Genomic DNA, 23,431 nt, shown 5'->3' on the forward strand with positions numbered 1-23,431 from the left:
CCGCGGGGGCTGATAAGAATGGGACTCGGGCCTTCCGGTCATCCCCCGTTCCGGGGGAAGGGCTGTCCGGGGGCCGCCATCCCCGGCCATGGAAAGCGTGCATGTCCACGGACCCTTGTGAGAAACCGGACCCCCAATGGCTGGATGGGGACTTCGAGCGGAAATGGCGGGAGCGGTTCGAGCGCTTCGCGGATAAGGAGGACGACGCCGCCATCGCGGGCTGGAGCCAGCACGGCCTGGAGGCCCGCCTGGCTCATTTCCGCCTGCGTTGGACCCCGGAGGAAAACGGCGCCCTGTGGCTGGACGCCGGCTGCGGGGCGGGGACGTATACCCGGTATCTGGAGCGGCGGGGGAAGCGCGTCCTGGCCCTGGATTACTCCCTGCCCACCATCCAGAAGGGGCGTTCCCGGGGGGGTGGCGACACGCTCTGGACCCAGGGGGACGCCGGAAGGCTTCCCCTGGCCGATGACAGCCTGGACGGAGCCCTGTGCTTCGGGGTCACGCAGGCCCTGTCCGCCTCCGACGCCCTGGTGGCCGAGCTGACCCGGGTGGTCCGCGGTGGCGGGGAGGTCTGGCTCGATGGCCTGAACGGGGGCAGCGCCTTCGATCTCTGGGCGCGCGCCGCCAGAAGGGTCCGGGGGGACCCGGAGGAGGTGCGATTCGAGTCCCCCCGTCGGCTTGCCCGCATGCTGCGGCGAGAGGGCGTCCGGAACATCCAACTGTACTGGGTTCCCGTGATGCCGGAGGGCTGGAGCCGGCTCCAGCGCCTATTCAACCGGTCCTGGGCGGCGCGAACCCTGGATCATGTCCCCGGCGCGGGTCGACTGCTGTGCCATGCCTTCGTGCTCAAGGGAGAAGCCCCCGATGCCCAGTGATGCTCCGGCCTTCGGCCTGCCCATGGCCGGGTGGGCGCGGAAATGAACGAGGGGCGCACCCGCCGGGACCCCCAGGCGCACCATCCCGGGGAGGAGGAGGGGAAGGGGCCGGAAACGGATATCGGCACCCTGCTCATCGTGACCTCCGACTTCCCACCGCTGGCCGGGACCAACACCCAACGAGTGCAGAGCTTCGTCCGGCACCTTCCCGATTTCGGTTGGCGCTGCCGGGTCATCACCCGTGCCGTGGAGGACATGGGCTGGATCGATTCCGGCGAGCTCGCCCATCTGCCTCCCGACCTGGCCATCGAACGAGTGCCCAGCCCTGACCCCTTCGCGGTCCGGCGACGCCGCCTGGGGGCCCGGCCCTATGACATCCACGCCGCCGGGGAGGCGGAATGGACACCGTCCCGGGAGGAGGCGGGCCAAGGGGCGGGGATCGCCGAACGGGCCCGCAAGGCGGTAAGCCAGTGGCTCCACGACGGGCTGGATTACGGCTGGTACGTCCCCGATTCCTCCCGGCCCTGGGCCGATGCGGCGGCGCGTCGGGGCGTGCGGATCGCCGGGGAAGGCGGGGCGGACGTGCTCCTTACCAGCTGCCCCAGCTACTCCAGCCATGTGGCGGGCCTCAAGATCAAGCGCCGTACCGGCCTGCCTTGGGTGGCCGATTTCCGCGACCTCTGGGTGGAGCGCCCCGGGCGCCGGGTCCGGAGCCGGTGGCACGCCTTCCGCGACCGGCACCTGGAGGCGGTCGTGCTGCGAGAGGCCGACCGGGTGGTGGTCACCTCGCCCGCTTGGCAGGAGGCCTTGTGCCGCCAGCACGGGGAGTGGCTGCGCGAGAAGATGGCCTGGATCCCCAACGGCTACGACCCCAGCAAGGATTCGGGGATGCCCCGGGCGGGGGACCGGGACCGCTACGTGCTCCGGCTCGTCTATACCGGGGCCATGGATGCCTCCGTGTCCCCGCTTCCCCTCATCGAGGCGCTGGGCCGGCTCAAGGAACGCCATCCCCACCTGATGGGGCGTTTCCAGGTCCGTCTGGTCGGCTACGCGGGCCACGAGCTCTCGCGGCTGGAGTCGGCCATCGCCGGGCACGGTCTCGAGCCGTACGTCGAGCTGCTGGGCACCCAGAGCCATGAGCGCTGCCTGCGCGAGCAGGCCGAGGCCGACGTGCTGCTCCTGTTCAGCGCGCCGTGCCACCGCGACACCATCACCGGGAAATCCTTCGAGTACATGCGCTCGGGACGGCCCATTCTGGCCATGATTCCCCGCTCCGGGGCGCAGGCCCAGATCCTGCGGGCCGCCAATACCGCCTGGATCCTCGACTATTCCGACGTGGACGGCGCCATGCGGACCCTGGAGCGACTCGCCCGCGGCCCGGGCGCCCCCCGCGTGGAGCCCCGTTGGGACTACATCCGGCAGTTCGACCGGCATGCCCTGGCCGGGACGTTGGCCGGGGTCCTCGCGGCCCTGCCGGCCGGCCGGGCCTAGGAGGCCGCGGTGGGCGTCCCGCCATCCATTCAAGCGCGTTCCGGTGGGGAGGTCCCATGAGAATCCTGGTCCTGGCCGACGAGCTTCCCTATCCGCTCTCCCACGGCCAGCGTCTGCGCATCTTCAACTACGTCCGGTCCCTGTCCGGGAGGCACCACTTCGATCTCCTGTGTCTGGACGACCGGCCCCTTCCGGAGCCCCTGGAACGCCTCTTCGGGCGGATCGAGATCCTGCCCCGGGAGGATCCGGCACGGGGCGGGAGGCGAGGGTGGTGGAAGAGCCTGTCGCTGGAGGAGATGGTCCCGGAGGACGGCCGGGTCACCGAGCGCCTGGAGGGCCTCCTGGCGGAAATCGATTACGACTTGATCTGGATGACCGGGGAGAGGGTGATTCCCAGTGTCCCCTTCGGCCGGGTACCTGTCCTAATGGACCTGGTAGACGACGTGGTGCTCACCCTGCTGCGCGAGGCCAAAAGCCAGGTACCCATGCGACGGCGCCTCCAGGCGCTCAAGCGGGCCTTCATGCATTACCGCTTCGAGCGCCGGTACTACGGCCAGGGGGATGCCTGCTTGGTGGTGGCGGAGCCCGACGCGGAGATGTTCGGCCGTATCTGTCCGTGGGTCCCGGTGCGGGTGGTGAAGAACGGCGTGGACGCCGAGTATTTCGCCCCGCATGGGCAGGAGCCGGAGGATCCGGTGCTGGTATTCGAGGGAAACATGTCCTTTCCGCCCAATGTGGACGCCGTCCGGTACTTCGTGAACCGGGTGCTGCCGCGCATCCGTGAGCGGGTCCCCAAGGCCCTCTTCCGGGTGGTGGGGAAGGACCCGGCGGAGGAGGTGCGCGCGCTGCAGGGGCCGGGGGTGGAGGTGACCGGATTCGTGGAGGATCTGCGCCCCTACCTCCGCGGGGGCGCGGTCTTCGTGTCCCCCCTGCGCAAGGGCGCGGGCATCAAGAACAAGATCCTCCAGGCCTGGGCCATGGGGCGACCGGTGGTGGGTACCCGGTTGAGCTTCGGCGGCCTCCAGGTACGGGAGGGCAGGAACGCGGTGGTGGCCGACGGCCCGCAGGAGATGACCGAGGCGGTGGTGCGCCTGCTTCGGGCTCCGGAGGAGCGCGCGGCGCTCGGCCGGGGAGGGCGGGAGACGGTGGTGGAGCACTACACCTGGGAGCAGAAGGCCCGGGAGCTCGAGGCCCTGATGCTGGAGACCGCGGCCAAGCACGGAGAGCGAAGCGCCTATGCGTGATGCAGCCCTACTGGTCATTTTCGCCAGCCTCATCCCCTTCGTTCTGGTGCGTCCCTGGACGGGGGTGCTGGTCTGGTCCTGGGTCGGCTTCATGAACCCCCACCGCCTGGGCTGGGGGGTTGCCCAGGACCTCCCCGTGGCCCTGGTCTTCGGCTCCCTCACGCTGGTGGCCATGTGGCTGCATTCGGATCGCAAGCCCATTCCCCTCACCCGGGAGACGGTGCTGATCATCCTCCTGATGATCGTGTTCACCATCACCACCTTCACGGCCTGGGTGCCGGAGGCCGCGTGGCCTCAATGGGAGAAGGTGATGAAGATCCTGGCCTTCGCCCTGGTCACCACCATGCTCATCTACGGGAGGAAGCGCATCCTGGCCCTGCTGGTGGTAGTGGCCGGCTCGTTGGCCTTCTACGGGGTCAAGGGGGCGGCGTTTGTGGCCAGCACCGGGGGCCAGTACCGGGTCAAAGGGCCCGAACCCTCCTTCATCGGCGCCAACACCGCCCTGGGGCTGGCCCTGCTCATGGTCCTTCCCCTGCTGGTGGCCCTGGCCCGGGAGGTGGATAGCACGTGGGGGCGGCGCGCCATCTACGGGGTGGTGGTCCTCACCGTGATCGCCACGCTGTTCACCTATTCCCGCGGGGCGCTGTTGGGTCTGGCCGTGGTGCTGCCGATCATGCTGATCAAGGCCAACCGGAAGTTCCTGCTCTTTCTGCTCCTGATCCCTGCGGCCTACAAGGCGCCGGACTTCATTCCCGAGCGGCTTATGGAGCGGGCCGAGAGCATCGAACAGTATGAGGAAGACCGCTCGGCCATGCAGCGGATCCAGGCCTGGCAGGTGGGCTGGAACGTGGCCCTGGAGCGGCCCTGGTTGGGCGCCGGGTTCAAGCTGGAGGAGGCCCCGAACGCCCTGTGGCTGGATTACGCGGAATGGCAGGACGAGCATTTCAACCGGTCCCGGGCCGCGCACTCCAACTACTTCCAGATGCTTGGCGAGCACGGCTTCCTGGGCACGGCCCTCTACCTCCTGCTCCTGTTCTTCACCTTCGGCAGCCTGCGAAGGATCAAGAAACAGGCCCCCGGGGTGGGTCTGGGCTGGATGGTGAAGTACGCCGACGCCCTGCAGACGGGCCTCATCGCCTACGCCGTGGCGGGGGCCTTCCTGAGCCTGGCCTACTTCGACCTCTTCTATACCTTCGTCATCCTCGCCGCCATCATGCGCCGGGAGATCGCCGAAGCCACCGAAAAGGTGGCCGCGCACGCCTCCGATGTACGGGGCCCGTTGTCCCGGGCCCCGGCCCGCGCCGCGACCCCCGTGCCGGCCCAGATGCCGCGCGGGGTGTGAGTTGGAAGGCGCCGCTGCCCTCGGCCTGCGCGGCATGGCCGCCATGCTCTCCCCGGGCGGGGGCCGGGGCCGGCTCGGGGTGCTCATCTATCACCGGGTGCTCGAAGAGGCCGATCCCCTGGACCCCGATATCCCGGACGCCGCGACCTTTGACTGGCAGATGGGTCTGCTGGCGGAGGAGTTCCGGCCCCTGCCGCTCGCCGAGGGCGTGGCGGGTCTGGCCCGGGGGACGCTACCGCCACGGGCGGTGGCCGTGACCTTCGACGACGGCTACGCGGACAACTACACGGTGGCCCTGCCCATCCTGCGCAGGTGGGGGGTGCCCGCGACCTTTTTCATCGCCACCGGCTACCTCGGCGGCGGGCGGATGTGGAACGACATAATCACCGAAACGGTCCGTCGCTGGCCGGAGGGGGAGATGGATCTGCGCCATATGGGCCTGGGCCGCTGGCCCCTGGATGGGGAGGAAGCCCGCCGCGAGGCCCGCATGGGTCTGATCCAGGAGCTCCGCTACCGCCCCCTGGAGGAACGAGAGCGAGTCGTCGAGGGGCTCGGCGCGGAGCTGGGCGGGCCGCCATCCCCGCGCCTCATGCTGGATCCCGGCGAGGTCCGGGCCCTGGCGGGGGCCGGCATGGAGATCGGCGCCCATACACGCAGCCATCCCATTCTTTCCACCCTGGACCCCGACCGCGCCCGCGCGGAGGTGGCGGAGAGCAAGGCCCACCTGGAGGAGATCACGGGGGGGGCATGCCGGTTTTTCGCCTATCCCAACGGCCGGCCCGGTGAGGACTACGGTCCGGAGCACGTGGATCTGGTGCGCGCCGCGGGCTTCCAGGCCGCGGTTTCCACCGCCTGGGGGGCTGCAGGCCGGGAGACGAGCCGCTTCCAGATTCCCCGCTTCACACCCTGGAACGGGACCCCCCGAGGGTTCTACCTGGGGCTCCTGCGCAATCTGTTACGGGGCCGCGGTCCCCGGGCGGGGGACACGCGGGAGACACTGGCGGAGCACGCCTGAGAGCCGCTTCCACTCGGGGAAGGCCATGCTGCGCAAGGTGGGAACCATTCGCCGACAGATGGGGGCACGGGAGGGGGGACTGTACCTCCTGGCCCGTTTCCTCGACCGGGCCAGCGGTGGCCGGGCCGGGCTGTACCGCTACCACCTCTTCTGGCAGCCGGTTCCCCGGGATCCCCTCCTGCCTCCCGGCAAGGGCACCCGGATCGCAGTGCGTCCCGTCGGCGCCGATGACGCGGCCCTGGAACGGATGCCCCGGCCCCGGGAGGTGCTGCAGCGTCGCATGGACTCGGGGGACCGGTGCCTGGGCGCCTTCCTGGGCGAGGAGCTGGTAGGTTTTCTCTGGTACGCCGAGGACCTATACCGCGAGGACGAGGCCCGCTGCACCTATCGCCTGCCTCCCGGTGGGGTGGCGGCCTGGGACTACGACGTCTACATCGATCCCCGCCGCCGTCTGAGCCCCGTTTTTGCCCGGCTCTGGGACGAGGCGGCCGCCCGTTTCCGCGCCACCGGTGTGCAGGGAACCTTCAGCCGCATCTCCGCCTTCAACACCCCCTCCCTGGCCTCCCAGTACCGCCTGGGGGGTCGGAAATGGGGCACGGTAACCTTCCTCCGGCTGGGGAATTGGCAGCTGGCCTTCTCCAGCCTCGCCCCCCGCCTCCACCTCAGCCGAAGGGCGGAGCCGGTGTACCGGATGACCATACCCGAGGCCGACGATCCGGCCTCTTACGGCCTGGGCAAGGGGCAGGGCCGGCCGGCCCCGCCCCCCGCCGATCAGAGGGAATAGCCCGCCTCGGCGAGCTTCTCGCGCAGGCCGGGCAGGGGATAGCCTTCCTCGTAAGCCCGGCGTGCAGCCTCGCGGGCCTTTTCATACTTTTCCAGATCCAGGTAGGCCAGGCCCAGGTTGTACCAGGCCTCGGGGAATTCCTCCTGGATATCCAGGGCTTCCCGGTATTTATCGACCGCCGTCTCGGACTTTTCCAGGCGGTGCAGGTAGATCCCGTACAGGAGCCGGATCTCGGGGTCCTCGGGCGTGAAGGCCGCCGCCCGTTGCAGGAAGCACTCCGGCGGGGGGCTGGCGGAGAACTGGGCATGGCTGGTCCATTCCTCCCCGTCCTCCCCGGTGTGGAGCCGGATCATGGCGTACAGGGCCTTGTGGTGGTTGGGGAAGGCCATGAGGGTGTAATGCAGGTCCCCAATGGGGGTCTGGCTGTTCTCCCCACCGGCCAGGGTCTGGACCTGGTTGGTGAAGTGGAAGTCCTCCACCCGTTTAAGAGTGGGGTCCGAGGAGCTGTACTTGCGGTAGTCGTAGGGCCCGTACCCCTGCTCGGTCCCGTCGAAGCTGGAGCAGGCCCGTCCATCAAGGGACTCGCCGATATACGGCGCCTTTCCGTCCTGGGCGTGAGCCACTGCGGGGAGGACGGAAAGCGTCACGAGAAGCAGGAAAAGGGCAGCCCGGTCGGTTATGGGAGGAAAAGGGGTCGTAAAAGCCATGCTGGAAACCTCTGGATGGGCGGGTCCGCTTTCTGAAATGGTCAAGGCGCTCATCCCATCCTAACCGCCAGGTCCGTCCCGGACAGGGACCATATCCCAAAAAACCGGGTTACTTGACGCGGATCAGCAGGAAGGTCCGGGAATACCGGTTTTCCCCTGTCGTTGTTGCCCGGTTCGTGCGTTGTTGCTTTCCAATTCCCGGACTGCCCCTGCGGCGAAGCGGTATTTTGCGGGTGCTCTTGACCCCATCGGGATGCGGACCTTGGAACCGGGGGAGGCGGGTACTAGCTTGATCCGATGATGCCTGCGCGGGTGCCAGCTTTCCGCCCGGGCCGGGTCCCCGGGGTCGGCCGGGAGGCGGCTTCGGGTAGAGGGTTCCGACAAGAGGTTTACCGGTACGGGGAGAACGGCATGGCGAGCGTGGAGGAAGTACGGCAGGTGGTCGGCGATGTCCTCCAGCTGGGGGAGCGAACCGCGGCCCTGGAGCGGGAGACCCCGCTGATCGGGAACATCCCCGAATTCGATTCCATGGCGGTGGTCTCGGTGGTCACCTCCCTGGAGGATCAGTTCGGGGTGGTCATCGAGGACGACGAGATCTCGGCGGAGACCTTCGAGACCGTGGGCAGCCTCGTGGATTTCGTGAACAGCAAGCTCTAGGCGCGGGCATGGTGACCCCATTCTTTCTGGACAGCGCGGGAGGCCGAATTCACTGCACGGTCTTCCACCCCTCCGACCCCACGTCCGCGACACCGGGCTTGGTGTTCCTGCCGCCCTGGGCGGAGGAGGCCAACAAGGCCCGCCGGATGATGGCCCGCCTCGGGCATTCGTTAGCTGGCGCCGGCTTCCGGACCCTGGTCCCGGATTTCTACGGCACGGGGGACAGCGAGGGGGATTTCGCCGAAGCCCGGTGGGAGCTTTGGAAAAACAACGCACGGGATGCCCGCGACTGGTTGAGGGACCGGGAGACAGGGCCCGTGTATCTGGGGGGCCTGCGCCTGGGCGGCCTGATCGCCGCGGAGACCGCCCGTGAGCTTGCCGAGCCCCCGCCGGGACTGCTCCTGTGGAGCCCGATCATAAACGGGCGGCAGACCCTCCGGCAGTTCCTGCGCCTGCGCCTGGCGGCGGGCCTGGGGGTCGGAGGGGACACGCCGCAGGAGCGCACCGCGGACCTCCTGGGGCGCCTGGAGGCCGGGGAAAGCCTGGAGGTCGCCGGCTACGAGCTGCATCCCGGCCTGGCCGGGGCCCTGGACGCCCGCTCTCTCCAGGGGCTGCTTCCTTCGCCGGAAACGGAGGTGATCTGGCTGGACGTGGTTTCGGGCCCGGAGGCAGGCCCACCACCGGCCTCCCGCAGCGTGGTGGAGGCCTGGCGGGAGCAGGGCAGGTCGGTCCGCCACCAGGGGGTCCCTGGGGACCCCTTCTGGGCAACGCAGGAGCTGGTGGATGCGCCCGCCCTGGTGGAAGCCTCCGCGGGGTTCCTGGAGCGCCTGGAAGATGCCGAAGTCTCCGGCCATGCCCCCTGAACGGCCCTTCGCCTTCGAATGCGCCAGCCACACCCTGTGCGGCATCCTGCACCCGCCGGCCGCGCCCTCGGCGGCCCGTGGGGTGCTGGTGGTCGTGGGAGGCCCCCAGTACCGGGTTGGCAGCCATCGCCAGTTCGTGCTCCTGGCCCGCCACCTGGCCGAGCAGGGGATCCCGGTGCTGCGCTTCGATTACCGCGGCATGGGGGACAGCGAGGGCCGGCTCCACGAATTCGCGGAGATCGAGTCCGACATCCGGGCCGCCGTGGACGCCTTCTTCGAACGTTGGCCGGACCTGGAAGAGGTGGTCCTGTGGGGGCTCTGCGACGCCGCCTCGGCGGCGGCCTTCTACGGTTTTCAGGACAGCCGGGTCGCGGGGCTGGTGCTGCTCAACCCCTGGGTGCGAACCGAGGCCGGCGAGGCGAGGACCCGCCTCAAGCACTATTACCTGGCCCGGCTGACGGAGCCCGCCTTCTGGAAGAAGGTCCTGACGTTGCGCTGGGAGCCTCGGCGTTCTCTCGGCCATGCGCTGGCTGCCTTGCGGACGCTCGGTGGCCGGGAGAGGGTGGGCCCGGCGGAGGACTGGCGGCAGATGCCCTTGCCGCAGCGGATGCTCCACGGGCTGGAGCGCTTCCCGCGGCCGGTCCTCCTGATCCTCAGCGGCCGGGACCTGACGGCCCGGGAGTTCGAGGACACGGTGGCCGCCTCCAAGGGGTGGCGGCGCTGGCAGGGGAGCCCGCGGGTGGATACCCGGCGGCTGGAGGAGGCGGACCATACCTTCTCCCGCCGGGTCTGGCGCGAGCAGGTGGAGACGCACACCGCGGACTGGCTCCGCTCCTGGTGAAGGCGCGGCCGCGGGGAAGGGCAGGACCTACACCAGGACCTCTTCCGGGGGCGGGTGGCCGAGGAAGCGGTGCGGGCTGGCGCTGTAGCCGTAGGCGCCCGACTGGAGCACGGCCACCAGGTCGCCCTCCTCGGCCCGGCCCATCTCGACCCGGTCCGCCAGCAGATCCAGGGGGGTGCACAGCGGGCCCACCACGCTCACCGTTTCCCGGGGCCCGTCGTGGACCCGGCGCGGGGTGACCACCGGGTAGTTCTTCCGGATCACCTGGCCGAAGTTCCCCGAGGCGGCGAGGTGGTGGTGGAGTCCGCCGTCGGTGACCAGGAAGGTGTGGCCGCGGGATACCTTGCGGTCGAGCACCCGGCAGGCGTAGACGCCGGCCTCTCCCACCAGGTACCTCCCCAGCTCCAGCATCACCTCCACCGCGCCCAGCCGGTCCCGGCATTCCTCTACCCGCCGCTCCAGGTTCTCGCCGCAGGCGGCGATGTCCAGGGGCTCCTCGCCCGGAAAATAGGGGATGCCGAAGCCCCCGCCGATGTTGAGCATCTCCAGCGGGGCGGGGGCGTCCTCGGCGAGGCGATAGGCCAGGTCGAATGTGGCGTTCTGGGCCTCCACGAGGCTGGCGACGCTGAGGTTCTGGGAGCCGCTGAAGATGTGCAGCCCCCGGAAGTGCAGCCCCAGCTCGCCCAGGCGCCCCAGCACACCGGGCACCTCCTCGGCGTCGATCCCGAATTGCTTGGGGCCGCCCGACATCTTCATGCCCGAGGACTTGAGCTCGAAGTCCGGGTTCACGCGGACCGCGGCCCGGGGCCGCCGGCCGGCAGCCTCGCCAGCCTCCGCCAGCCGCTCCAGCTCCCCGGGCGACTCAACGTTTACCGTCACCCCCGCTGCCACGGCCGCCCGCAGCTCCTCGCGACGTTTTCCCGGGCCCGCGATGCTGATTTCCTCCGCGGGCATCCCCGTGTCCAGGGCCGTGCGCATTTCCCCCAGGGAGGCCACGTCGAAGCCGTCCACCAGCGTCGCGCAATGGTCCACCACCGCCGGCATGGGGTTCGCCTTGACGGCGTAATGCAGGCTGACCTCCCGGGGGATGGTGGCCCGCACGGCGTCCACCCGCCGGGTAATGGCGTCCCGGTCGTAGGCGTAGAAGGGGGTCTGCCCCACCTGCTCCGCCAGGGCGGTAAGGGTTCGGCCGCCGAGCAGGAGCTCGTCGTCCTCCACGGCCAAGCGGGACAGGGCGGGATGGGACATGGCGGCGCGGTTCATGGCTCGGGGTCCTGGAAGAGGTTCTGGAATTCTTCCGCCAGGGCCCGCCGGTCCAGCTTGCCGTTGGCGTTGTAGGGCAGGGCGTCCTTGAAGCGCACCGCGCCGGGCACCATGAAGGGCGGAAGCTCCCGGCTGCAATGGCCCATGATCCCTTCCGCGGTGACGCCGGGGGCCTCCGGCTGGATCACCACCACCACCGCCTGGCCGAGCACCGGGTGGGGTACCCCCAGGGCCACAGCCTGGGCGATATCGCCATGGGCGTAGACGGCCTCCTCCACCTCCGTGGGGCTGATGCGGTAGCCCGAGGATTTGATCAGCTCGTCCTGCCGGGTGAGGAAGTAGAGGAATCCCTCCTCGTCCTTCTGCACCTGGTCCCCGGACCATACCGCGATCTCGGGGTGGGGCAGCTCGTCCGGTTGACCGGGGGCCGGGCGGAAGCGTTCCGCCGTTTTCTCCGGGTCGTTCCAGTACCCTCGGGCCACCAGGGCCCCGCGGTGCACGAGTTCCCCCGGCTCCCCGGGAGCGCATTCCGAGCCGTCCTGGCGCACCACCTGAACCTCCGCGTTGGGAATGGCCTTGCCCATGGAGCCGGGGCGGCGATCCAGCTCCTCGGGAGGCAGGTAGGTGGAGCGGAAGGCCTCGGTGAGACCGTACATCAGGTAGAGCCTGGCCTCCGGCAGGGCCTGGCGCAGGGAGTGGATGGTGGCCCGGGGCATGGCCCCTCCGGAGTTGGTGAGATAGCGCAGGCTTTGTCGGGCCTCGCCGGGCCAGTCCAGGTTGGCCAGCTGGTTCCAGAGGGGCGGTACGGCGGCCAGACCCGTAGCCCCGTAGCGGGCCACCGCCCGGGGCACGTCACGCGGCAGGAGGTAGTCCATCAGGGCTACGCTCGCCCCCCGGGAGAAGGCCGTGGTCAGCTGGCTCAGCCCGTAGTCGAAGCTGAAGGGGAGCACCGCCAGCAGGCGGTCCCCGGGGTGGTTGTCCAGGTACCGGGCCACGCTGTCCGCCCCCGCCACCATGTTGCGGTGAGAGAGGACCACCCCCTTGGGGCGGCCCGTGCTGCCGGAGGTGTACAGGATGGCGGCCAGGTCGGCGTCGATGCCCCCCTCCGGCAGGGGGTGATCCGGCTCCGAGAGCAGGCTTTGCCAACCGAGCCCCAGGCCGCCCAGGGAGGCGGGCAGCTCCCCCGAGGGTCGGTCCGTGACCACCACTCCCCGGAGCTCGGGGCAGTCCGCCAGCTCCCCGGCCAGCAGATCGGCGCGGTCGGCGCTGGTGATCAGGAAGCGGGCCCCGCTGTCCCGGAGGATATGGGCCACTTGCCGCGGTTTTAGGAGTGGGTTGACGGGCACGAAGACGCCCCGGGCGGCCGCGGTGCCGAACATCCCGTACACCACCTCGGGGACCTTGGGGAGGTACAGCGCCACCCGGTCCCCGGAACGGAGGCCGAGCTCCCGGAGGCCACCGGCCACCACCCGGACCGTCCGCTCCAGATCCCGGTAGGTGATCTCGAGGGACCCGTGCAGGAGGGCGGGGGCGTGAGGAGCGTCCTCCGCGGAGCTATGGATGAAGTCCTGAAGGAGAATCGCCATGGTCGTGCTGCGGCCTTTCGGGGGTCCTGCGGGCTTCTTACCGGGCGGTGGCGCCGGCGCCCTGTTTAATGGCCACGATGCGGGTATAGGGGGTCAGGACATGCGCCAGCAGTCTGAGCGGTGGCATCTGCCCGATGGCGGCCAGGGCCAGGCGCCCCGACGGGCTCTTGCGCGAGGCGTCGGTGGTATCGAACCGATCGAAGGCGTTGAACCCGCGCTTTCCCAGGTCCTGCCGCAGCCCGTAGAAGGTGAACCAGTTCACCGCGGGATAGGTGGCGTAATTCACCAGTTCGGGACGGGTGGTGCGGGCCAGCTCCTCGAAACGACGCTTGAGGGGCCCGGGATACCAGCTGTATAGGGGCAGGTTGAATTCCTCCTGCACCGGGCAGAGGCGGTTGTTGGTGCTCAGGAACAGCACACCACCCGGCCGCAGGATCCGGGCGAACTCGTCGAGGCACTCCTTCCAGAACGGCACGTGCTCCAGGAGCTCCGGCACCAGGCAGACGTCCATGGTGCCGTCCTCCCAGGGCAGCTCGGTGGCGCTTCCCACCACGAACTCGATGTCCTGGCCCTCGCGCTCCGCACGCCGGCGCGCCAGCTCCACGAGCTCGGCGTTGATGTCCAGGCCGTGGACATGGTGGCCGTCGTCGGCCCACATCTGGCTCTGGGCCCCCGGCCCGCAGCCTATGTCCACCACCTCCAGGGGGCCCTCCCGCTGGTCCGCGGGGAAGGCCCAGAGGACGTCCGCGCGGATGCGCTCCAACCGTTCGCGGTTCTCCTCCGTGAGGCTCTGGCGCGCATAGTAGTCCACGAACCGGGAATCGCTGGAATGGTCCCACTCTTCGCCCGCGGCGGCCTTCGCCTGGTTGCCGGTACGCTCTTCCTGCATGGGTCAATCCGTGCCGGTGAGTATTTCGGTTTCGGCGGCGGGCTCGGAGCGGTGCGTGCGGAGCCACTGTTCCAGCATCATCAGCACCCAGGTGAGGGTGCCGAAGTAGTCCGCGTGCTCCTCGAGCCGGGCCCCGGTCAGCTCGTCGATCATGGCGGGGCGGATGATTCCCCGGTTGCGGAGGCCGTCCAGGCTGTCGCGCGCCAGGTCTTTCAGGGTCGGGTCCTCCTGCATCCAGACCCCGAAGGGCAGCCCGAACCCCTGCTTTTCCTTGGCCAGGACCTCCCGGGGCAGAAAATCCGCCAGCGCCTCCTTGAAGAAATGCCGGAGGCGGGTGCCCCGCATCTTCTGTCCGGGGGGGACCCGTGCCGCGAGATCCACCACCGGGTCGTCCAGGAAGGGGAAGCGGGTCTGAACTCCGCCAAGCTCCCCGGCCAGGGCCACCTTGCGCAGGTCGTCGTCCGCCAGGGTGTATTTCATGTCCAGGCCGAGGAGCCCGTTAATCAGGGCGTACCCGCGGAGGTCGGCGAACTCCCGGCGCATCTCCGCGAGGGGCTGGGTGGGGTCCACCTCGGCCAGGAGGTCTTCCGTGAAAACCCGCCCGGCCCCGAGGTGGTCCAGCAGGTTGTAGGTCTCCAGGCGGTCCGGCAGGGGAACGTTGGCCTGCTCGATGTAACGGCGCAGCTTGCGCACCGGAGGTACGGCGTCCCCTCCGGGGAGGTCCGAGACGGGCTCCAGGAAACCTCGCCGCAGCCAGCCCGGGACCCGGTGGTAGAGGGAGAAGATCCACTGCTTGGCGTAGCGGACGTTGCCGGCGAACAGCTCGTCCCCCCCGTCCCCGCCCAGCAGTACCTCGATGCCGTCCTCCCGGGCCAGGCGGGCGCAGTAGTAGGCGGGTACCACGGAGGCGTTGCCGTAGGGTTGGTCGCTCCCCGCGGCCACCTCCGGGATGGCCTTGGCCACGTCGCCGGGGGTGACGAAGTATTCGTGGTAGTCCGCACCGAAGTGGTCGGCGGCGATCCGGGCGTAGGCGGTCTCGTCGTAGCCCGGGGCGTCGAAGCCGATGGCGTAGGCCCGCGGCGCCTCGCCGGTCACTTCGCCGAGCATCCCGGTGATGGTGGAGCTGTCGGTGCCGCCGCTGAGGAAGGTTCCGGTCCTGCCCTGGCTGGCGGCCCGCTCCACGGCCCCGCGCAGGTTGGAGCGGAACCCTTCGCGCAGTTCAGGAAGGGGCGTGGCGTCGTTCTCCTGGAATTCGGGACGCCAGTAGCTCCGGGTTTCCAGCTGATTGTCGGCGAACATCACCACCTCCCCGGGCCGGAGGCGGTGGATGCCCTGGTACACCGTTCCGGGGCGGGGGATCACGTGGTGGAACAGGTAGTTGAACAGGCTCTGCGGGTTCAGTTCCGCCCCACAGCGGGGGTCGTGCGCCAGCCGGTCGGCACGGGGGCCGAACAGGAGCGTGTCTCCGCTGAGGGTGTAGGCGAGGTCCATGACACCCAGGCGGTCCACCGCCAGCAGCGCCGTCCGGGATCGTGGATCCAGGATGGCCAGGGCGAAGGGGCCGTGCAGGCAGCGCGGCAGGTCCTGGCGGTTGTGCCGGTACCGGTTGGCCAGACGGTGGGCAAGGGCCTCCCCATCCCCGGCGCCCCCCGAGGAGTCCCGGGGCTGGCCGTGAAAGGCCACCAGGAGGCCGTCCCGGTTATAGACCCGACCGCCGTGCGCGGGGCGACCGGCCACGGCGCCGTTTTCCAGGTGGATCCGATCCGCCGTGGGGCCTTCCCCTTCCTGTCCGGGAGCCAGCCCGGCCAGTAGGGGGTCGGGATCCCGGTTTCCCTGAGGGCCCACCCAGCCCCAGATTCCCTGCATATCGTCTCCCATGCCTTGGCAAAGCGGTTTGGAACGGCCTTCCCGTGGGGGAATGCGTACCTCTCCCGCCAGAAGACCACGCCGGGCTTTCCGAAAACGAGGCCCCGAACCCGGCTCGGTCAATTATCCGCGATAATTCAGGGCCCAAGCGGGCTCTCCCCATTGGCCGGCGGGGTTTCCCTATCTCGGTTAGAAGGGGTCAGGCGCGAACGGAAGGGCGGCGACGGGTCAGGAAGATCCCGACTGCGGCCAGGGCCCCCAGCCCGTCCACAGCGATGTCTGTGGCGGAGGGGTACCGCCCGGGGACCCAGCTCTGGTGCCATTCATCGAAAAGGGCGTAGGCCATGGTCAGCACCCAGGCCGCCCCGGCGATGCCCTTGGGGCCCAATGGAAGGCCGGCCAGGGGGCGGAGCCAGAGCCAGGCCAGGAGGCCGTAGGCGGGCAGGTGAAGAAGGTTCTGGAGGGTGGCGGGTACCCAGGTGAAGGCATGGAGGACGGCCCCGTCCTCGGGGGCGGCCGTCCCCGGGATGGAAGAAAGGACAAAAAGGAGGGCCATGTACAAAAAGGGCCAGAGCACTGCGCGCATGGTGGCTCGCCAATGGCGGTTGAACGGAAGCCTGTGGGGATACCTGGGCGGGCCCCTCCGCCACCCGTAGCAGGAGCCCGTCCCCGGGACAAGCTGTCCGGGGGCGGGTTGCCGGGGGGCTCCCTTGCCGGTAGCGGGGAATGGTGTTTGGTTGGTTGATAGGTGCCTGGCGGGATGGCTCCGGCAGGGACAGTCTTCCGGTCGGTCGAGGGGAATTGCGGATGGAACGCCTAGCGATGTGGGCGGGAAGGGTGCTGGGACTGCTCTTGCCGCTGGCCGTTGCCTCCGCGGCGGTGGCGGAGGTGCCCGCGGATACCTGGGTGAAACGGGATCCCGAAGGCTCCGGGAAGGCGTCCGGAGAGCCGGAATACCGACCCTATTCCGCCATGGTGGCGGGCGGCGGGTACGTCTTCTATTGGGGCGGCGGCCACAAGACCCACGGCGGCAACGACGTGGACGCCTATATCCCGGCCGAGGATCGCTGGGTCCAGCTGACCGAGGAGGAGGACTGGTCCGAGGCGGACTCCTGGGACCACCTGACCGACGAGCAGAAGGAAAAGCTTAGGAAGGCCCGCGGGGGCGGCTGGCACGTGGACTATCTGAGCCCACGGGGCCGCCCGCTGACCGCCCATTCCTACACCCAGATGGCCTGGTGGGCCGACCAAGAGCGGTTCTGCATCTCCAAATTCGGGATCTGGTGCTACGCCCCGGCCAAGGGCGACGAGGAAGGCGCCTGGGAAGAAGTGGGGGAGCGGGTCCCCGTGGACAAAAACGCCATCGCCCCCTGGAACCTGACCTACGACCCCGACCTCGAGACCCTGGTTGCCTTTACCGGCACGGGGAAGATCGAGGGCTATATGTTCAATCCCGGGCTCGGGACCTGGGAGCGGCGTGTGAAGACCGGGGGAAAGAGCTGGGATACCTGGACCGAGGTGTTCTCCGTCTACGCCCCGGAACGGAAGGAGCACATCGTCTACGGGGCTGGACGCTGGGCCCGGGTGGATCTCCAGAAGATGCGGGCGGAGGAGATGACCCAGCTGGAGGAGATCGCCGGCTCCCAGCCGCAGAGCTTCTCCCTGGTGTGGGCCCCGGAGCTGGAGAAGGCCCTGCTGGCGGCGCGGATGGACGGGGAGCTGCAGCTCTGGACCTACGACCCGGAGAAGGACGTGTGGGGGCGGTTTTTCCTGGATGGGAGTGGACCCACGGACGCCCACGGCAAATGGAGCACATTGGTCCGTGACGCCGAGACCGGGCTGTACGTGTTCCTGGCGGCCGACTCCGAAAACATCTCCCAGATCCCGGAGACCTGGGTCTTTCGCCTGTCCGGAAGGGAACGCAAGGTGTCCCGCTGCCCCTACGACGCCTGCGTTGGGGGAAGACACCTGCACGGTAGCCTGCAGGCCGCCCTGGACGCGGCCCCGAAGGGCGGTACCGTGGGTGTGGCCCCGGGCACCTACCGGCAATGCGCCGTGATCGAGCGGGCCGTCACCATCAAGCCCCTGGAGGGTCGGCCGCACCTGCGCGACGAGATCTGCAAGGGTAAGGGGGTTCTGGTCGCGGAGGCCCCCGGACGGGTGGTGGTGGAGGGGCTGGAGGTCAGCGGAGCCAGCCGGGAGAAGGCCATCTGGATGCACCAGGGGGCCGGGGAGCTGGTGCTTCGCGATCTGAAGATCCACGACAGCGGCATGGGGGTCCTCGCTGTTCCGGGGGCCGGGTCCCTGCGGATCTACGATTCCGAGATCTACGCCATCCATGACCCCGGGGAGCACGCCCATTTCGTCTACGGGGGGGAGAACGCCGAGCTGGTCATGGAGGGGAACTACCTGCACGGCGGCTCCGACGGCCACTTCATCAAGGCCAAGTCCGTGGACTCGCGTATCCGCTACAACTTCATCCATCAGCGGGCCCGGACCGACGCGAACATCATCAACATCTGGGGCTGCGGGGAGAATCAGGTGATCGGCAACGCCATCCGGAGCGAGGCGCGGGGCCACCCGGCCATCGCCATGGATTTCACCCCCCGGGTCAATTACGGCGAGGGGGTTCCTTGCCCCGTGGACCATGCCCGGGCCGAGGTGGTGTATAACAGCTATCTCAAGGAAGGGAAGAAGGGCTGGTCGGCCCTGGTCATGGACAAGGTCGGGATGGATCTGGTCCTGAAGAATAACCTAGTGGCTGGGGCCTCTCTCCTGCGCGGGGGGGACCACCGTGGGGCTTCCCTGGAACGGGAGAACGCCCGGGTGCGGGGTTTCGGGGACCGCCTTCTGCGGCCTGTCCGGACCGTCCCGGCGGTGGCCTCGCCTACCAAACCCGACCGGCAGTATTCCCCCATTGGGACCGAGGCGCGGGGGGCCGCCAACGTTATGGGGGCCTATGGGGCCAGCCGGGGGGAACGCTCCGGCGTGGCCGACAGGAACCCTTGATACCGACCCGTCCGCCGAGGGGCCTCCCTTTGCGTTTTGTCAGTCCGCCCCGTCCCGAGCCGTTCCGTCCGGGCCGCCCGTCCAGCAACCGGGGGCGATGATGCACAGGACCCGACCTCCTTGCGGTTGGCACCGGCTGGTACCGCTGGCGGCGGCCGCGCTCCTGTGGCTGGTCCATGGTGGCCCCCATGCGGAGCTTGCGAACCGCCTCCCGGCGATTAAGGCATCGGTGGTGGGAGTGGGCACGGTGACACCCACCCGGCAGCCACCGGGGGAGTTCCGGGGGACAGGGTTCATCGTCGGGGACGGGAACCTGGTCCTTACCAATGCCCACGTGCTTCCCGAGTCCCTGGACGAGAAGCGGCGTGAGCACCTGGCCCTCTTCGTCGGGGAGGGGAAGGACGGGGAGGTCCGCCGGGCCCGTGAAGTGGCGATCGATCCGAAGCACGACCTCGCCTTGCTGGAGATGGAGGGTAGCCCCCTGCCGGCCCTGCCCCTGGGGGATTCCGACCGGGTGCGGGAAGGGGAGCTGTACGCCTTCACCGGTTTTCCCATCGGCATGGTCCTGGGATTGCATCCCGTAACCCATCGCGGCATCGTATCGGCGGTTACCCCCATCGCCACGCCCATGAACCGGTCCCAGGATCTTGAACCGGGCACGGTGCAGCGGCTGGATGAGCCCTACGAGGTGTTTCAGCTGGACGCTACCGCCTATCCCGGGAACAGTGGAAGCCCCCTCTACGACCCGGAGCATGGGGAAGTGGTGGGCGTGGTGAACCGGGTGTTCATCAAGGAAAGCAAGGAGGCCATCCTGGAGAAACCGAGCGGGATCTCCTACGCCATCCCCATCAAGTACGCCAAGCCGCTCCTCCGCCGGCGGGAGACCGCCGAGTGAATGTCGGGGATTCCCCGGCGGGGGAGGGTGCCTCCGAGCCCGGATTGCGGGGGCTGCTTCTCGGCATGTGGGGTGCCTACCTCCTGCTGGCCGTCTTCTTGAGCCTGCTACCCCTCGAGCTCGAATGGCACACCCCCGCCGAGGCCTGGCGGGCCTTTCTTTCCGCCCCGGACATCCAATCCCCCTTCGGCTCGCGTGTGGATTGGGCGAGCAATGTGGTCCTCGCCTTCCCCGGCGGGTTGCTGCTGGCCGCGGCCCTGGGCGGTTGGCACCAGGGGCGACGTGCGCTTCTCCGTCTGCTCCTGGCCCTTGGACTTACCATGCTGGTAGCCCCTGTCCTGGAATTCCTGCAGGTGTACGTCCCCGAGCGGGTACCCGCTCGGAACGACATCCTCGCCCAGTGGATGGGCGGATTCCTCGGGGTGGTGACCTGGGCCCTCCTCGGGGGGTGGGCCCGGGAGGTGGTGGCCAGCCGCTCGACGGAGCTGCACCGCGGGGTGGAGGTTCTGGGCGCCGGCTACCTGCTGGTCTACCTGGGGATGTCCCTGTTCCCCTTCGACTTCACCCTGCAGGCCCCGGCGGGGGAGGGAAGCGGGGCTTGGGTGACCCTGCTTGAGCAATACCCCTGCGGCCCGGTCTGTGTGGGGGGGCTGGCTGCCGAGGCGCTGCTGGCCCTGCCCATCGGTTGGGCCCTGGGGGTTTTTCTGCTGGACCGGGGTTGGGGAGCCCCGGGCCGGGCGGCGGTGGCGGCCTTCCTGTTCGCGGGGGTCGTGGAGCTGGCCCAGGGGACCCTGGCCTACGAGACGGCAGAGGGCGTTTCCATCCTGACGCGGACAGCCGGGATCCTGGGGGGGTACGGCCTGGTGGCGGCGGGGCTGTATCCGCGGGCGGGCTGGCTGCGACGCCACGCCTACGCCTTGTGGGGCCTGGGCCTCGGGGGGTACCTGATTCTTCTGGCCGTACTGAACGGTTGGTTCGGCGGGCCGATGCGCAATCCCCACGAGATCGCCGGGGCCGTGCTCGACCTGGATTTCTCCCCCCTGCGTTCCTATGGGCGGGAGGTGGGAACCCTGGGACTGGTTGTGGGGCATGCCCTGATGTACGCGCCGATCGGCCTGTTCTGCTGGCTGCGGGGCCGACTCCGGGGCGTCCCCGGGGCGCCGGGCTGTGCCATCCGCTGGGGCGTGGTGGTGGCCCTGCTTGCCGAGGCGGGGGCCCTTTTGTTCGCAGGCCAGGAGCCCCACCCCTGGAGCTTGGTGGTATCGCCCGCGGCCGCTGCCGGCGTGCTGGTCCTGGCGCGCCGGGTGGCCAGCACCCTGGATTCCCCCGAAACAGCCCCCGGCTGAGAACCGGAAGCCCCTCCACCCAGGGTTCGGCCAGCCCGGTTCCCGGAAGGCAGGGGCGCGGGTTCAGGGCAGTATCGGGCCCGCTTGATCCTCTCCGGCTAGGCCCAGGCCTCGCAGCGCTTCCGCTCCCAGGCCAGAGCGGTGCTTACGATCTCCTCCAGGTCGTCGTGCCCGGGCCTCCAGCCCAGCTCCCGGCGGATCCGCTCGGTGTTGGCCACCAGGGCGGGCGGGTCGCCGGGGCGTCGGTCCTCCTCCCGCACGGGCAGCTGGCTGCCGCTGACCCGTTCCACCGTGTCCAGGACCTCCCGGACGCTGTAGCCGTGACCGTAGCCCACGTTGAAGGTGGTGGATGCGCCCCCGCCGCGCAGGTAATCGAGGCACCGGATGTGGGCGGCGGCCAGGTCCTCCACATGGATGAAGTCCCGTACCCCGGTGCCGTCTGGGGTGGGGTAATCGTTTCCGTAGATGGGCACCAGGTCCCGTTGGCCGGTGGCCGCCTCGCAGGCGACCTTGATGAGGAGGGTCGCCTCCGGGGTGGACTGCCCGATGCGGCCTTCGGGGTCCGCCCCGGCCACGTTGAAGTAACGCAGGGAGACGTGGCGTAGGGGCCCGGAGGAGGCGGTGTCCCGCAGCATCCATTCGCTGACCAGCTTGGAGGTCCCGTAGGGGTTGATGGGGTACAGGGGATCGTCCTCGGCCACCGGGATGTGGTCGGGTATGCCGTAGACCGCCGCCGAGGAGGAGAATATGAAGTGGCGGACCCCGGCCTGCAGGGCGGCGCCTGCCAGGGCCCGGGTCTTGCAAGAGTTCTCCCCGTAGTACATCAAAGGGTCCGAGACGGATTCGGGGACCACCGTGCGGGCGGCGAAATGCATGACGGCGTCCAGCTGGTGATCCTCGAGCAGTTCGCGGACGAGCGCCGTGTCCCCGGCGTCTCCCAGCACCAAATCCCCATGGAGGACCGCTCCGGCCCTTCCGGTGCTCAGGTCATCCAGGACCACCACCGGCTCTCCCCGCTCGCCGAGCTGGCGGACCACGTGGCTTCCGATATAGCCGGCACCGCCCGTTACCAGGACTCCACCCATTTATCGCGATCCTCCGCTGTATGTCTCGCGTTATTCCTTCACCTATCCCCGCCGGATGGAGGTTTGGTCAATCGGGCGGATTCCTCAACCGAACCGAAATCAAGAGGGAAATGGGAATACGGCGACGGATGCCGGCGGTTGACCATGGTCAAGCCCCGCTCATGGCCAGGGGGTGCCGGGGGATATAACTTGGAAATGGAATGCTGGCCGGTCGGTCGACAATTTCCGGGTTTCGGAGGGCATCCATGGACGGCGAAACGGTGGTACCCGTGCTGCTTTCGGGAGGGGTGGGAAGCCGCCTGTGGCCCCTGTCCCGCGAGCTGTATCCGAAACAGTTCATGGCCCTGTCGGGGGAGGACACCATGCTGCAGGAGACCTGCCGCCGGGTGGCCGACCTGGAGGGGCTGTCCGCGCCCGTGGCCGTCTGCCATGAGGACCACCGCTTCCTGGTGGCGGAGCAGCTGAAGCGGATCGGGGTGGAGGATGCCAGCGTCCTCCTGGAGCCGGCCGGCCGGAACACGGCCCCGGCGGTGGCGGCGGCGGCGCTGGAGGCCATGAGCCGCCAGGAGGACCCCCTTCTCCTGGTGATGCCGGCCGACCATGTCATGGAGCATGCCGACCAGTTCGTGCGGTCGGTGCGGAAGGGGATGGATAGCGCCGCCCGGGGCGGGCTGGTGACCTTCGGGGTGCCGCCCACGGCGCCCGAGACGGGGTATGGGTATATCCGTGCCCGGGACTTGGGTCCCGACGGCGGGGCGGGGCCGGTGGTGCAGTTCGTGGAGAAGCCGGACCGGGCCACCGCCGAGGGCTTCCTGCGCTCCGGCGATTATCTCTGGAACAGTGGGATCTTCCTGTTCCGGGCCAGCCGGTTCCTGGAGGAGCTGGAGAGCCATGCCCCGTCGGTGCTCGAGGCGGTCCGCGCCGCCTATCAGGGGGCGGAGCGGGACCTGGACTTCCTGCGGCTGGAGGCCCAGGCCTTCGGAACCTCGCCCAGCAATTCCGTGGACTACGCGGTGATGGAGCACACCGACGCGGCCTATGTGGTGCCCATGGAGGCCGGTTGGAGCGATGTGGGCTCCTGGAGCGCCCTGTACGAGGCGGGGGAGCGCGACGAGGGGGGCAATCTTCTGATCGGTGATGTCATAAGCCACGGCGGCCGGAACAACTACATCCGTTCCGAGAATCGCCTGGTGGCGGCCGTAGGGGTGGAGGACCACCTGGTGGTGGAAACCGCCGACGCCGTGCTGGTGGCTCCGCGCGCCCGCGCCCAGGAGATCAAGGGAGTGGTGGAGGAGCTCCGGGAGGCGGGCCGCGAGGAGGCCCTGAACCATCGACGGGTGCTGCGTCCGTGGGGCTCCTACGAGACAATCACGGTGGCGGAGCGCTTCCAGGTGAAGCATCTGCTGGTGAAACCGGGCAGCAGCCTGTCCATGCAGCTGCACCACCACCGCGCCGAGCACTGGGTGGTGGTGCGGGGGACGGCCCGGGTGACCCGGGACGGCGAGGAGTTCCTGCTCACCGAGGACCAGTCCACCTATATCCCCATCGGCACCAGCCACCGTATCCTCAACCCCGGCAACATCGCGCTGGAGCTTATCGAGGTGCAGACGGGCAGCTACCTGGGGGAGGACGACATCGTCCGCTTCCAGGACGCCTACAACCGGGGATGAGGG

General features: G+C 69.3%; 20 protein-coding genes. 13 read left to right on the plus strand and 7 right to left on the minus strand.

Annotated features, from left to right (window positions below; translation table 11 throughout):
- Positions 1 to 101 precede the first annotated feature (101 nt).
- From AN478_RS07545 to AN478_RS07570, 6 genes are read left to right on the plus strand one after another with little or no spacing between them, the layout of a single operon-like run.
- Positions 102 to 875, plus strand: coding sequence for a class I SAM-dependent methyltransferase (locus tag AN478_RS07545; RefSeq protein ID WP_054966008.1), 774 nt, complete (start codon positions 102 to 104; stop codon positions 873 to 875).
- A gap of 42 nt (positions 876 to 917) precedes the next feature.
- Complete coding sequence (locus AN478_RS07550; RefSeq protein ID WP_054966009.1) at positions 918 to 2,366, plus strand: glycosyltransferase; 1,449 nt, start codon at positions 918 to 920, stop codon at positions 2,364 to 2,366.
- A 56-nt stretch (positions 2,367 to 2,422) separates the two neighbouring features.
- A complete protein-coding gene (locus AN478_RS07555) occupies positions 2,423 to 3,610 on the plus strand; it encodes a glycosyltransferase family 4 protein (protein WP_054966010.1) in 1,188 nt (395 codons plus the stop codon).
- Entirely contained in the window at positions 3,603 to 4,952 is a 1,350-nt protein-coding gene (locus tag AN478_RS07560) for a putative O-glycosylation ligase, exosortase A system-associated (RefSeq protein WP_054966011.1), read from the plus strand. The genes AN478_RS07555 and AN478_RS07560 overlap by 8 nt, the downstream gene beginning before the upstream one ends.
- A 43-nt stretch (positions 4,953 to 4,995) precedes the next feature.
- On the plus strand, positions 4,996 to 5,967 hold the full coding sequence (locus AN478_RS07565) for a polysaccharide deacetylase family protein (RefSeq protein ID WP_082433000.1): 972 nt from the start codon (positions 4,996 to 4,998) through the stop codon (positions 5,965 to 5,967).
- Positions 5,968 to 5,992: 25 nt separating this feature from the next.
- Positions 5,993 to 6,751, plus strand: a complete 759-nt coding sequence (locus tag AN478_RS07570; protein WP_054966012.1) for a hypothetical protein — start codon at positions 5,993 to 5,995, stop codon at positions 6,749 to 6,751.
- On the opposite strand, the gene AN478_RS07575 is transcribed toward AN478_RS07570, so the two are convergent.
- On the minus strand, positions 6,739 to 7,398 hold the full coding sequence (locus AN478_RS07575; protein ID WP_176758740.1) for a tetratricopeptide repeat protein: 660 nt from the start codon (positions 7,396 to 7,398) through the stop codon (positions 6,739 to 6,741). The two genes, AN478_RS07570 and AN478_RS07575, sit on opposite strands and share 13 nt — an antisense overlap.
- 471 nt (positions 7,399 to 7,869) lie before the next feature.
- On the opposite strand from AN478_RS07575, the gene AN478_RS07580 reads away from it, so the two are divergent.
- The 3 genes from AN478_RS07580 to AN478_RS07590 are packed head-to-tail and all read left to right on the plus strand — an operon-like array spanning position 7,870 to position 9,819.
- A complete protein-coding gene (locus tag AN478_RS07580) occupies positions 7,870 to 8,115 on the plus strand; it encodes an acyl carrier protein (RefSeq protein ID WP_054966014.1) in 246 nt (81 codons plus the stop codon).
- Positions 8,116 to 8,123: 8 nt separating this feature from the next.
- Positions 8,124 to 8,978 carry a hydrolase 2, exosortase A system-associated gene (locus tag AN478_RS07585; RefSeq protein WP_074471314.1) on the plus strand — a complete coding sequence of 285 codons (855 nt, stop codon included), beginning with the start codon at positions 8,124 to 8,126 and terminating at the stop codon, positions 8,976 to 8,978.
- Positions 8,968 to 9,819 (plus strand): hydrolase 1, exosortase A system-associated, encoded by an 852-nt coding sequence (locus AN478_RS07590; protein ID WP_054966016.1) that lies wholly within the window; start codon positions 8,968 to 8,970, stop codon positions 9,817 to 9,819. Before AN478_RS07585 ends, AN478_RS07590 begins: the two co-directional genes overlap by 11 nt.
- Positions 9,820 to 9,846: 27 nt before the next feature.
- Here the strand turns inward: AN478_RS07590 and AN478_RS07595 are convergent, their stop codons facing one another.
- From AN478_RS07595 to AN478_RS07615, 5 genes are all read right to left on the minus strand, one after another.
- Positions 9,847 to 11,082, minus strand: a complete 1,236-nt coding sequence (locus AN478_RS07595) for a pyridoxal-dependent decarboxylase, exosortase A system-associated (RefSeq protein WP_054966017.1) — start codon at positions 11,080 to 11,082, stop codon at positions 9,847 to 9,849.
- Positions 11,079 to 12,668, minus strand: coding sequence for an acyl-CoA ligase (AMP-forming), exosortase A system-associated (locus tag AN478_RS07600; RefSeq protein ID WP_054966018.1), 1,590 nt, complete (start codon positions 12,666 to 12,668; stop codon positions 11,079 to 11,081). Before AN478_RS07600 ends, AN478_RS07595 begins: the two co-directional genes overlap by 4 nt.
- 37 nt (positions 12,669 to 12,705) lie before the next feature.
- Positions 12,706 to 13,557 (minus strand): class I SAM-dependent methyltransferase, encoded by an 852-nt coding sequence (locus AN478_RS07605; RefSeq protein WP_054966019.1) that lies wholly within the window; start codon positions 13,555 to 13,557, stop codon positions 12,706 to 12,708.
- A 3-nt stretch (positions 13,558 to 13,560) separates the two neighbouring features.
- On the minus strand, positions 13,561 to 15,423 hold the full coding sequence (locus tag AN478_RS07610; protein WP_054966020.1) for an asparagine synthetase B family protein: 1,863 nt from the start codon (positions 15,421 to 15,423) through the stop codon (positions 13,561 to 13,563).
- A 199-nt stretch (positions 15,424 to 15,622) separates the two neighbouring features.
- A complete protein-coding gene (locus AN478_RS07615; protein ID WP_054966021.1) occupies positions 15,623 to 16,009 on the minus strand; it encodes a VanZ family protein in 387 nt (128 codons plus the stop codon).
- Positions 16,010 to 16,230: 221 nt separating this feature from the next.
- Here AN478_RS07615 and AN478_RS07620 point away from each other — a divergent pair, with 221 nt between their 5' ends.
- The 3 genes from AN478_RS07620 to AN478_RS14710 all read left to right on the plus strand — a co-directional run bounded on the left by AN478_RS07620 (position 16,231) and on the right by AN478_RS14710 (position 20,673).
- Complete coding sequence (locus AN478_RS07620) at positions 16,231 to 18,432, plus strand: right-handed parallel beta-helix repeat-containing protein (RefSeq protein ID WP_143004095.1); 2,202 nt, start codon at positions 16,231 to 16,233, stop codon at positions 18,430 to 18,432.
- A 100-nt stretch (positions 18,433 to 18,532) separates the two neighbouring features.
- On the plus strand, positions 18,533 to 19,327 hold the full coding sequence (locus AN478_RS07625; protein ID WP_054966372.1) for a S1C family serine protease: 795 nt from the start codon (positions 18,533 to 18,535) through the stop codon (positions 19,325 to 19,327).
- Positions 19,324 to 20,673, plus strand: a complete 1,350-nt coding sequence (locus AN478_RS14710) for a VanZ family protein (RefSeq protein ID WP_054966023.1) — start codon at positions 19,324 to 19,326, stop codon at positions 20,671 to 20,673. Before AN478_RS07625 ends, AN478_RS14710 begins: the two co-directional genes overlap by 4 nt.
- 98 nt (positions 20,674 to 20,771) lie before the next feature.
- On the opposite strand, the gene galE is transcribed toward AN478_RS14710, so the two are convergent.
- A complete protein-coding gene (galE, locus tag AN478_RS07635; RefSeq protein WP_054966024.1) occupies positions 20,772 to 21,758 on the minus strand; it encodes a UDP-glucose 4-epimerase GalE in 987 nt (328 codons plus the stop codon).
- Positions 21,759 to 22,003: 245 nt separating this feature from the next.
- Between galE and AN478_RS07640 the strand changes: the two genes are divergently transcribed.
- Positions 22,004 to 23,428, plus strand: a complete 1,425-nt coding sequence (locus AN478_RS07640; protein ID WP_054966025.1) for a mannose-1-phosphate guanylyltransferase/mannose-6-phosphate isomerase — start codon at positions 22,004 to 22,006, stop codon at positions 23,426 to 23,428.
- Positions 23,429 to 23,431: the final 3 nt, after the last annotated feature.

The sequence above is a fragment of the Thiohalorhabdus denitrificans genome, from assembly GCF_001399755.1.
In the GTDB taxonomy this organism is placed as follows: Bacteria; Pseudomonadota; Gammaproteobacteria; order Thiohalorhabdales; family Thiohalorhabdaceae; genus Thiohalorhabdus; species Thiohalorhabdus denitrificans.